This window comes from Corynebacterium sp. (assembly GCF_030530965.1).
GTDB lineage: Bacteria > Actinomycetota > Actinomycetes > Mycobacteriales > Mycobacteriaceae > Corynebacterium.
The window spans coordinates 53,872-65,326 of record NZ_JAUMTY010000006.1; the positions used below are offsets into that span (position 1 = coordinate 53,872).

Below are 11,455 nucleotides of genomic sequence, written 5' to 3' on the forward strand. Positions count from 1 at the left end.
TACGGCGCGAGCTGGACAACCACCTGCGAGTGGGCCGCCCGTTTGCGCACTATTCGCCCTACTATTGACGTCACCGGCCTGGAGATCGACCCCGAACGCGTCCTCCCCGACCGCGATGGGGTTCATTTCGCGCTCGGCGGGTTTGAGCTGGCCGGGCTGCGCCCGCACCTGGTCCGCGCATTCAATGTGCTGCGACAATACGATGTCGCGGATGTTCACGCCGCGTGGGACACGATGCAATCCCGACTCGCTCCGGGCGGGCACATCATCGAAGGGACCTGCGACGAACTCGGCCGCCGGTGCTCGTGGATTCTCCTCGACGCCGACGGGCCGCGCACGCTGACCCTCGCATGGGATCCTTTCGACGTTGAGAAACCCTCTGACCTGGCCGAACGTCTGCCTAAAGTTTTGATCCACCGCAATGTTCCGGGCGATCCTGTCCACGATCTGTTGATGACGCTCGACGACGCGTGGAACAGAACAGCGCCATTCGATGTGTACGGCCCCCGCGTCCGGTGGCGGGAAGCGCTGACCTACCTGCACAGATCTGGATTTCCCGTCGCTCCCCCGAGACGACGAATCCGCGATAACGTCATCACCGTTCCATGGGATGCTGTTGCGGAAGGGTAAGATCGGTGAGAAAGCAGTGTCGAAAAGATAACAGGGAGGCTTTCCTCCATTAACCGCCCCCCATTTGAAGAGCAAAGGTTAACCTCCAATACTCTCTGGGAAAGGGGTCGTCAACGGTGTCCTCATGCCGGACTTCACTCACGAAGACGGGATGAGGTGAGCTCATATTCCCCTTATTCGGAAATCATGTAGCCGAGCGAGCCGAATACTTGAACACACGTCATATGAGGACACCAACTGCCTCTTCTCCGGCTTGACTTGCAGGTTCCACAACTTCGAAGGCTATGTCTACTGTCATTCATTCGGGCTAGGTCAATATCACTATCCCCTTATCTCCGTCGATGGATATAGTTTGACCGTCAGTAATACTGGTGGTTGCTTCCGCTGTCCCCATCACTGCCGGGATACCATATTCTCTGGCGACGATAGAGGCATGCGATAGACGGCCACCCGTGTCCGAGACAACTCCCGCAGCCAGGTTGAACAGGGGTGTCCACGACGGATCAGTGTACTGGCATACGAGTATGTCGCCAGGTTCGAGAAGACCGAATTCATCCGGACTAGTGACGATGCGAGCTCGGCCTGTGACCTTTCCCGGACTTCCTGCTGCGCCTTTAATAGTCTTGTCTTTATTTGTAGGCGCCGCCTGAACCCACCAAGCACTAGCGGCAGTAGGCCGCGCGTGCGCTCTAGCTGTCGCTTTGTTAAAGCTATGTTCAGGAGTAAGTACTCCGTCGAGAATTGATCCTATTTCTTCAATTGTCAGATACTTAATGAAGTCGGTAGCCGGCAAAAAGCGTCGCAGCGTTAGCCTTCGGGCGATCTCATCAGTCACCCTGCGGGCGATGACATAAGCCTCTTCGATAAGGTAAACCGACGCTTCTCTTGCAGTGTGTCCATAACGCCACGTGGAAAGAGTACGAGCAAATCCAGCACGCAGGAATTTAGGTAGTCGATGTGTAATCGTGTTTGCTAATTGCTCGTGTGACTGTGGCGTGCGGTTCATGCGCCCTGGTCGAATAGCGTCAATCGTTGCCTTGAGAGCATCGGGATTCTCTTGCCATGAACGGTGTGAGAAGGGCAGGTACATTTGGGGAGTCCTAGCGCCATAGCGTCCAAGGAACTGACCGAACTTGTCATTGAATTCTGGGCTCTCCGGATCCAAGGTAGCAAGGGTTCGTAGACCTTGGTTAATATCGGCGGTGACAAAGGAGAGATCGTTTAAGAGGTCGTAAGGGGTAAGGTCTGACCGCCTGGCTAATCTGAGGTAAAAACCCAAACGGATGCCGGTAAATTGAGCCGGTCCAACGAAATCAAGGAAACGCGTTTTTGCAATCTCATTAACGATACCGAGCACTCTGTTAAGCAGCGGAATAAGCTCTTGGTCCGGGATGCTATCTAGATTGGACGGTAAGGCGTCGGAAAGCCTAGCCCTAAAATGCTGTTCCACCACCGGCCACGTGGCAGGATCTGGTCCCGAGTAAAAGAGTAGTCGGACAATGCGCCAGTTGAGTTTAACGTCAGGGTAACTCACACTGATCGCACCGTCTCCAGTCATATTAATCAACCGTTCGATTGGACTGTAAACAATGCCAATGCTGGACATCACGGACTGTAACTGGTGATGCATCGGGATAATCGCGGCTAGGTCTAGGGGAAACGGACCTGGATAGTGCTCGATGAGATCTGTGTGAAAGAGAACTGATGCTTTAGCAATTCGACGGCCCGTGACTGTCGCAGTCGGAGTCTTATGATTGGGTGTGTGTTTGACTTTCGTAGTAATCGGGCGAGCTTGAAGGAGCCACAATTCTCCGTTGGCGTAGGCCCATTCAATGTCCATCGGCGTGCCAAACTTTCGTTCGATGTCCCTTCCAAGTTGCGCTAAAGCTAGAACCTGTTTGTCCTCCAAGCACAGCCGCTGTTGATTCCGTTGTGATACGTCGGTCTGACGAATGGCCGCACCAATCCGGTCTATACGGATCTTCTTTGCACCCAATGTCCTCTCGATAATCTCTCCTGGGGTGGCACGGTATTCATCTGGTGATACTGCACCGGATACGATACTCTCGCCGAGGCCCCAGGAGGCATTAATGAGTACCTCGCAATCACCTGTAATCGGGTTCTGAGTAAACATGACACCGGCTGTGTCTGCATCGACAAGGCGCTGAACCACAACCGATAAAGCGACGTTGAGGTGGTCAAATCCATTAAGCTCGCGATACTGAATCGCCCGTTCAGTCCACAATGAACCCCAGCATCGACGAACCGCGTTCATGATCTCGTTTGGTCCAGTTACTCCCAGGTAGGTTTCTTGTTGCCCAGCAAAGGAGGCCGTGGGGAGGTCTTCAGCGGTCGCCGATGACCGGACTGCGACAGGGGAGTTATCTCCCCACTGTTTAAGGCGTGCGCGAAGCTCTCGCTCAAGAGTTTTCGGTATCGGTTGGGTCTCGATGGCAGAACGTACCGCTTTTGAGCTTTCAGCGAGCAAAGCTCTGATATCGATTTCCGCAACTAGATCTCGATAGACGTCTGCAGTAATAACAAATCCATCGGGCACCGGATAACCGGCACGCTGTAGTTCACCAAGGTTGACAGATTTCCCGCCACCCGAGGCGAGAGTAGCGTCCTTGAAGTCAATGATCATGTGTCCCTCCAAGAGACAAGTAGCCCGATAGCGGCAGCTGCCATGAGACAGCAGAGCATGGCCACAGTAGCAGTATGAGACGACGTCGAAACGAAGAAAACACCGACTGCCGGAACTAGCACCCCAGCCCCTGCGTGGCGGGCGAACTGAACTGAAGATGACGCCGCTGCGACATTTTTTACACTAACGATCGACTGGATTCGCGTAAGTATGACCGGAACTATCAACCCACATCCGAAGCCCAGACCGACTGGTCCCACCACGAAAGCAGTAACGCTCCCCAGTGTCATCACGGCTCCAGCACCAAGAATCAATAGCCAACAAGCAGTCACAACATACCGTGATCCGATGGCTATACCGGCCATAGCGCTACCGATTGCAGAACCTACCAACATGGGAAGTAACCGAGTACCAATCTGGCTAGCATTCAACTCATGTTCGGAGGCCATTATCCAGGGTAAATATGTAACTGCTGCGACCAGGATTCCTCCACTGAGGAAAACCACAATCAACGGACCTACTCTTTCGCTAAGAAGAACCGGTGTAGCGGTGTCTCGACCACTAACATGCCACCATCGTGACTGACGGGGCATCGCTGGCATCGAGAAGGCTGCGAGCACCCAGCAAGCAATAGCAAATGGGATAGTTACTGCGACTGCCCAACGGAACCCCAACGTGTCAGTAGCCCATCCACCCCATATCGGTCCGGTGCCCAAGGCTAGGGCTTGAATGGCGCCCAGAAAACCAAATAGTCTAACGCGCCGCACATCGCTCGCTATCTGACCGACGATTCCTAGGGCCGCAGGAACTAAGGTTCCGGCTCCCAAGCCTTGCACGGTTCGCGAACAAATTAGGTACCTCATGCCAGGGGAAAAACACACTCCGAGTGTTCCAAGAATGAACAATCCCATACCTGTTGGATACATGGGACGGGGCCCGAGCCGATCCGTTGTAACGCCAGCCCAAAGCAATATCACGGTTAATGCAACCAGGTAGGATCCTGCGACCCAACCAAATAATTCCTCATGACCCAGGTGAAACACGATTGTCGGTGTTGCGGTTGCCAAGAGAGTCTGCTGAACCGTGGAGGTGAACATCCCAAGTGCAGCACAGCACACCGCTAACGGCACCGAGCTGAATTGGGAGATTCGTGTTGACATCACGACTCCAAAGCAGACAATGCAAGTTCAAGCTGAGCATCTAGCGAATCGGATAGGTTCACTTTCTGAGGATCCCGTGCCCACAAAGCAACCGGAACAAAATAAGCCGAAGCTAAAAGAGTTAGCGCCGGTTGAAATTTAACAGGACGAAATTCGTGCGATTCAATCCCGGAAGTAAGTATGTCTCCGAAAAGTTTTAAAAGATCTGGCGTCGATGACTGAACGTCCGCGCGTGTCAGCGAAGATAACCGTGCAATGCACATCTGGCGAGCGAGTGCCTCGTTGTCCTCAAACCATGTTGCAGCCGACGTAAAGATGTGACGGAGTCGATCAGCGGATCGTTCACTAGGATCATCGGCTTCCACCATGATGGCTAAGACCTGCTCCCCTAGAAAAGAGAGTACATCTTGCTTGGTCGAAAAATATGTGAAGAACGTACCTTTGCCAATGTCAGCAGCCTCCGAAATTTGTGCGACTGATGCCTGTTCAAACCCCTGCTCAAGGAACAGATTCAACGCAGCTTCGATAATTCGTTTCCGCGTCGCCTCCATGCGGCGGTTAACTCGATCGCTAACGGTCATAAAAATAGAGTAGCATTAAAATTGACCATGGTCATTTTTAAAACCGTTCTCCCATGTGTGCACTTACGTCATCTAAAAATCCTATAAGTCCTCATAAACAGACTTACGATCCGACGCTGATCCCCCTCCAACCCGATAGCCATATCTCCGCTTTTCTTTACACGAGCCCACGCAGATCATTTACTTCTAGCATCGACAAATACTCGTCCACCTCGCTCAGAAACAGCTACCAACAGACCTATTACCAATAAACTAGCCGTCTGTAGTCCTACTCAATCCAGTCGCTCGAGTTGTATATAGGCTGGTAGAAGTCCAAAAACTGGATGGTATCCAGTAGCCGTGACCCACTGGTGAAGGTTCGAGCATTCGGTCACGTTAACGACCTGACAGGCAATGTGTAAGCCAGGAAAATGGGTTGCACAGATCTGATTCACGGCGTCGATAAGGCCTTGAATATCTGCATCAGGCTCCGCATCTTCTGCACCGTCATCCCTACGCGCGATCGCCATCGTGATGCAGTGCTGAACAGTAGGTCCCGCTATCCGCGAATGCTTGACGCCAACCCACGAAACACCGAGGGGAACACAGTCCCGGAGAGCTAAACGCACCGCAGTGAGTGAAATGGCCTGATCCGTGACAACATCGCTTCGAGCTCCGAGCGCCAATGGCCATAGGCACGGTAAGGCGTCCGAGTGAGATGCCCGGCGCGGATTACCTGGAGCCGTGTTGCCAGAGCCTGCACTATCCGTCACTGTCCGAACTTGGGCAGCAACTGGCGTTTCCGAGCACACTGTCCCAGCCCGCACTATCTCGACGGGGAAGTCTATCGATGGAGTAACTCCGAGTTCGTCCAAAACATCGCACACATCATGGATCACGTTGCCCAGTGGCGCAGTAGCGTCGACCTCCACGGTGAACAGCGGTCGATCTACCGAGTCACGCATTAACGACACAACATTGGGGTGGACCGCGCGCACGGTTGTTGTCGGGCTGGACGTGTGTGGTTCGCGATCCACAGAAATAGCGTCGAGTTCAGACTTGTCGCTCATTCCGGCTCGGACGTCGTCCGACAGTCCCCACGTCGCCAAAGATTCCCACATCACGGTCGGCGTGGCGTGTGCCCCAAGACAGTCAGGATCAGCCAAGGAACACTCGCGCTGTAACTGGCCAATAACCTCAGTCGGCCGGAGATAATCACCCCATCGAATACGGCGATCGATGAGAGTCCGACCTGGTGTAAACGAACGAGCCTCAATAACGCCGCTATCCGGATCACGATGCACGACGACAGCCTTATGCTCTCGATTAGCCTGTGACTCTCCGCTCAACGGAGAGGCGACAGCCTCGGCCAAGAAGGTGGGGAAGCAAACGTCGGGCAGAATTCCTGTGTCCACCGGAATTCTGTAAAAAATGACCGGCGTCTGTTCAGCGTCGGGTTCGTGGACCGTGGAGGGACACGAAGAGTGGCGTCGGACATCGTGAAAGACTGCTCGACAATCGACGGTACTCCCGAACGTGGTCGCGAACGCCTGAGCACGGTCTATGAGCCGCTCAACTACCCGCTCAGTGAAAACCGGATCCTCGGCGTGGACGTGCAAAGTGATGAGAGGAAAGAAAGATGCCGGTTCGATACCAGTCTGATGAGCAACGCTATACGCAAGACGCCCAAAGGCCATCGTGCCATCGGTGTGGTTGGCTCTGCCGGTCTCACTGTTCCTCTCAGTAAAACGACGCCCGTAAGCATGGGTGAGCTCCTGGATAGTGGAACCAGTCAAGTACTCACGCACGGCCAAGGCGAGAAGGCCCAGCGGTTCGGCCAGATTCCAGGGCGGGATGTGCTCTGATAGCACTGCACCGGCTGTGGTTGTACTGAGCTGACGTGCCACCACCAGCGACGCCTCCGGGCTGTAATCACGGGGAACATCACTGAAATCAACAACAGCAAAATCGCAGTTCGTGAGAGCACCGCCCGTTATGCGCAAATCCTGGTGGTAGACGTAGTCCAGCGCCGTTTCGTCGAGAGGTGAACCACCGAGAAGCCACTGGATATGCGTGTATTCTCGTTCGATGGTCTCGAGTGTCCGAGCACACCCTCCGGCGCTCTCGATCAAAATATGCCGTGCGGAACTCCCCGGCTTGATTGCCAGCCCGCGCGAGTGTCGGGGAATGGCCAGCCCACCGGTCCAGGCAGCAATTCCCATCCACCGGACATAATCGATAACCTTCATTACCTAAAAACCTAGTCCGCGAGGTCACAGAAACCGGCAGATATGCCCCGTAAACGCCCCTTACTCTGTGAATTTGCTGAATAGTTTTCTACAACATTCCTAAATACGGCATTTTCCCTTGCCGAGTCCCCACGATCTCCGGTTTACTTGTCCGCGTGAATCGCTCTAAGTCTTCTTTGGGAAAAATCATGGTGGTCGTCATCGTGCTGGCCATCGTGGTACTCGTGGTCGCCGAATTCGCCGCGCGGGCCTACGTGTCCTCTCACATTAAAAAGGAGCTCTCAGAGCACGCGGATGGCTCGTCGTCCTCCGCACAGGTCTCGTTCGGCACACACCCGGTTCTACCTGCGGTAATCACGCGTAAGCTCAGCCATGTGAAGGTGGATATTCCGAATTCGCTCGACGTGACCTACCCCGACGGCACCACGTCCGCACCGGACGTCAGCGGGTACCCGCCGTCGACAATCACGATTGATAACCTCAACATGAACTCCCACAAGGCGGGCACGCTCACGCTGGATACCACGCTGTCCACCGATTACATCGAAGCCGCGGCGCAGGGGGGCGTGACGCGAAAGAGCAGTTCAGACACCAATTCGCAGAACGCCAGCAGTCAGGCCTACCGCCAAGCTGCCTACTCCCCCGCGGCGCAATCTATTGCTGATCGTGCCATCAAAGTCACGGCCGTCAACCCCAACCCATCGAAGGGCACCTTCAGCCTCGAGCTTTCCGGTGGCCTGGCCGATCTAGAGATCAAACCCACTATCAACGACGGCGACCTCACCATGAAGGTGACCAACGCGAAGTTGCTCGGTATGTCGCTTCCGCAGTCTGTGGCCGACGTTCTGACGTCGCAAATTGAGGATGCCGCCAATGTCAGCAATAAGGAGCTAAAGGCGACTCATGTGGAGGTCACGAGCCGGGGTATGCGTGTGACGGAGGAAGGCCACAACGTTGATCTGAAAGCGCTGTCGGATAATGCCAATCAGATCCTGGGGACGCAGAACGATCAGTAGTATTCGCCGTTTTGGATGCTCTTGAGCTGCGGGTGGACGTCGAACCAGTACACGCCGATGGCCACGATGCCGAAGAGCCAGATGAAACTCCTGGTGAACAGCACGAGGAGCGTCGATACCACTAGAATTCCGAACCATTGCCACTTGGGACGGCGATCCCCGGCTTCGAACGCGTCGGAGCGGGTGGATGCCACAACGATGGCGCCCACAACCCCCACGACCGTGATGGCTAATTTCATGGCCACCATGACCCAGCCGAGGACCATGAAAATTGTCATCATGACATGCATCGCGGACTCTCCCACTACGTAGTTCTCAAAGGTGGCGGATTCACTGCCAGACTACAGGCTCAGCACCAGCTGCGAGAGCGTGTAAATCAGCAGCCCGGCCAAGGATCCCACAATGGTGCCATTAAAGCGAATGTATTGCAGGTCCTTCCCCACCATGAGCTCGATCTTGTCGCTGGCTTCGTCGGCATCCCACCGCTCGACGGTTTCGGAAATAATGCTGGTCACTTCGCCCGAGAAGTTTTGCGCGATATACCGCGCGGTTCCCGTGACGCGCTCGCCCCATCGCGCGCGAAGCTCCGGATCCGTCAGTAGCCGGTTGGCATACAATGAGACTTCCTCGGCGATCCTGCGTCGCACATGGGATTGCGGGTCCGACGCCATGCGAACAATCTGTTCTTTCATATTGCGCCACACAGTCGCAGGCGCAGCTTGCACGGGGGCGGAGGACAACACATCGTGTTTAAATTCCTCGACCCTGTTGATCATCTCCGGGTCATGCTGCAGATCCGACGCCCATTGATTGACCACCCGACGCAACGCCTGGCGAGCCTCGTGGTCCGGCTCCGTCTTCACCTTGTACGCGAAATCGACGACCTCCCGGTACACGCGCTCGCCCACAAGATCGTTGATAAATCCTGGTGCCCACGACGGCGCCCGCTGGTTGAGCAACCGCGTAATGAGCTCCTCAGAATCGCGCGCGCGGTCATATGCCCAGGAAATAATCGTGTCGACGATCGGCTCGGCCTTCCCCTCCGCAATGAATTGCTCCATGAGCGCACCCGCGGGAGGCCCCCAATCCGGCTCCGCGATGCGGTCGATCACCATCGTGCGGATCATCTCCGCGGCTTCGTCATCGTCGATGCCTTCGACGATGGCGATCGTCGCGTTGCCAACCTCTTCGGATACGCGCGCCGCATTGGCGGGTTCCGACGCCCACTGCCCCACTCTGGCGGGAATGTCGGCCTTCTGAACTTTGTCGGTAATGAGCTCGGCATTGAGGAAGTTGTCCCCCACGAACCCCGATAATGCCTCGCCGACCTGGTCTTTTTTACGTCGAATGATCGCCGTGTGGGGGATGGGCAAGTGCATGGGCCGCCGGAACAGTGCCGTCACGGCGAACCAGTCCGCGAGCGCACCGACCATGCCCGCTTCGGACGCGGCGCGCACATAACCGATCCACGCGGCGTCGGAATCCTGCTCCAACCACCGGCACACGAGATAGATCACCGTCGCGAGAACCAACAGTCCTGTGGCGATGGCTTTGTATTTTTTCAATTCTCGACGACGGCCTGCCTCATCGCTGACCGGCGGAAGGGTTTCCGCCGACGACCCTGACGGCGCAGTGCCGCGTGGTGCGGGCGCCTGGGTGGCGACCGGTCCGCGGTGGTTAACGGCTACGGGAGCTGCCGAGGCTTCGTGGTCTCCGCGGCGGGATGCGTCGTGCCTGGCTACGGCCGCGTCGGAGGATGTGCGACGTGGCAGGTTGTCTCCAGAAGAGGCACGAGTAGATGAATCGTTATCGGGTGAATTGTCCGCGGGAAGGGCATGACGGGGTCGAGAATCAGTCACGGTTCTATTGTGCCAGGACGGTAGGACACGACACGCATGCGCTAACACGTGCTGCACAAGCGTTGCGTTCATGCTTGGGTCTTGCTGAATCTCCCGACCCGGCAAACATAAAACACGGGTTATACGACATAAGGCGGTGCGGACAGAATCCTGGGGCGCGAAGCACCGACGCACGGAAAAACGAGCCGGTAGACGGAAAATTGCGGGAAAGCTACACCTGGAGCCGAAAAGTGCGGGGGAATATGCGCCCCAAAATAAAAGTGCGGGAGAATATGGTCAATTTTCGGCCATTTTTCGCCCATATACCCACGCAGTTTTGGCCACCACCCCGCATATCCCCACGCAGTTTTCCGCCACGCGGACACATTTGGCACTTATCCACCAGAAACCCCAGCAAACATAAAAACAACGCCACCCCACGTTCACGGGGTGGCGTTGCTGGAGGTGCTCAGGATCTGATTTCACCTAAGCGCGATATTGATGACGTTCACGCATGCACAATTCATGCGGGGGCCGTGCTGAACAGCGCTAAACCGCTCAGAACAGCACAGCCACATACATCGTGGCGTCTTTTAGTGAAGGCGTCCGGTGCGCTTCTTGTACTCGCGGTAGGGGGCACGGCCAGCGTGAATGAGGCCGAAGCCGACTGCGAGGCACAGGATCCCGCCGATGAGTCCGCCGTATAGCAAGTAGGTGGACCAGCCTTGACCGCCGAAGAGCTCGGTGGCGAGGCCGAAAACGAAGATGCCGAAGAAGGCGAGTGAGGAGAGGACGAATCCCATCCCCGACCATGTCTTGCTACTGTGCAGCGATGAATGCGGTGACGCGAGGGATACGGGGACATAGCCCTCGATGTAGTGCGGTTCGCCTTCAAATCGAACCTCAGACGAAGACATAACTTTACCTTTCACGACCTGAATCAGGGTGGGTCATAGAGTGTGACCCTTAGTGTAGTGGCTTGTGGGGAAAAGACTACCCATAAGCCAACGTGGGGGTCACCCCTGAACTGCCACCCTGCAGTGTCTGCGCAGGCCAACAGAACGTAGGAGTGACAGGTATGACCTATTTGTCCTTGTTCCGCAGCGCGGAGCGAGTACGCTCCTTCGTCACGGCTGCCACAGCGGTCAGCGGAATGCCGGCCGGGCAAACGTCGGCACATTCACCGAACAACGAGCATGGGCCGAAGGTGGTTTCCAGGTTGTCCACCATCTTGCGGGCACGCTTACCGCGCTCTTGCTTACCTAGCGGCATGAGCTTCAAGTGCTCCAACTTCGCGCCGGTGAACAGGTGCGCTGCACCGTTCGGGCAGGCCGCGACACAAGCGCCGCAACCGATAC

10 protein-coding genes are annotated in these 11,455 nt (G+C 55.8%); 2 read left to right on the plus strand and 8 right to left on the minus strand.

What is annotated here, in order from left to right; all coding sequences use genetic code 11:
• Nucleotides 1–630, plus strand: a 630-nt coding sequence (locus Q3981_RS02565; RefSeq protein WP_303123574.1) for a class I SAM-dependent methyltransferase, incomplete at its 5' end; no start/stop codon positions are given.
• A gap of 307 nt (nt 631–937) precedes the next feature.
• On the opposite strand, the gene Q3981_RS02570 is transcribed toward Q3981_RS02565, so the two are convergent.
• From Q3981_RS02570 to Q3981_RS02580, 4 genes are all read right to left on the minus strand, one after another.
• On the minus strand, nt 938–3,274 hold the full coding sequence (locus Q3981_RS02570; RefSeq protein ID WP_303123576.1) for a PEP/pyruvate-binding domain-containing protein: 2,337 nt from the start codon (nt 3,272–3,274) through the stop codon (nt 938–940).
• Nucleotides 3,271–4,434: an MFS transporter gene (locus tag Q3981_RS10435; RefSeq protein WP_368410054.1), complete on the minus strand. Its 1,164-nt coding sequence runs from the start codon at nt 4,432–4,434 to the stop codon at nt 3,271–3,273. Before Q3981_RS10435 ends, Q3981_RS02570 begins: the two co-directional genes overlap by 4 nt.
• A complete protein-coding gene (locus tag Q3981_RS02575) occupies nt 4,434–5,015 on the minus strand; it encodes a TetR/AcrR family transcriptional regulator (protein WP_303123578.1) in 582 nt (193 codons plus the stop codon). The genes Q3981_RS10435 and Q3981_RS02575 overlap by 1 nt, the downstream gene beginning before the upstream one ends.
• 272 nt (nt 5,016–5,287) lie before the next feature.
• Entirely contained in the window at nt 5,288–7,243 is a 1,956-nt protein-coding gene (locus Q3981_RS02580; protein WP_303123580.1) for a hypothetical protein, read from the minus strand.
• A 155-nt stretch (nt 7,244–7,398) separates the two neighbouring features.
• Here Q3981_RS02580 and Q3981_RS02585 point away from each other — a divergent pair, with 155 nt between their 5' ends.
• Complete coding sequence (locus tag Q3981_RS02585; protein ID WP_303123582.1) at nt 7,399–8,259, plus strand: DUF2993 domain-containing protein; 861 nt, start codon at nt 7,399–7,401, stop codon at nt 8,257–8,259.
• Here the strand turns inward: Q3981_RS02585 and Q3981_RS02590 are convergent.
• From Q3981_RS02590 to Q3981_RS02605, 4 genes are all read right to left on the minus strand, one after another.
• Nucleotides 8,253–8,540: a DUF2516 family protein gene (locus Q3981_RS02590; protein ID WP_296137597.1), complete on the minus strand. Its 288-nt coding sequence runs from the start codon at nt 8,538–8,540 to the stop codon at nt 8,253–8,255. The genes Q3981_RS02585 and Q3981_RS02590 overlap by 7 nt on opposite strands.
• 60 nt (nt 8,541–8,600) lie before the next feature.
• A complete protein-coding gene (locus tag Q3981_RS02595; protein ID WP_303123587.1) occupies nt 8,601–10,118 on the minus strand; it encodes a DUF445 domain-containing protein in 1,518 nt (505 codons plus the stop codon).
• A gap of 572 nt (nt 10,119–10,690) precedes the next feature.
• The gene (locus tag Q3981_RS02600; protein WP_303123589.1) at nt 10,691–11,014 is read right to left on the minus strand and encodes a hypothetical protein; all 324 of its coding nucleotides are present in this window, start codon (nt 11,012–11,014) and stop codon (nt 10,691–10,693) included.
• 166 nt (nt 11,015–11,180) lie between these two features.
• A partial coding sequence (locus Q3981_RS02605) for a 4Fe-4S dicluster domain-containing protein (protein ID WP_303123591.1) occupies nt 11,181–11,455 on the minus strand: 275 nt, incomplete at its 5' end.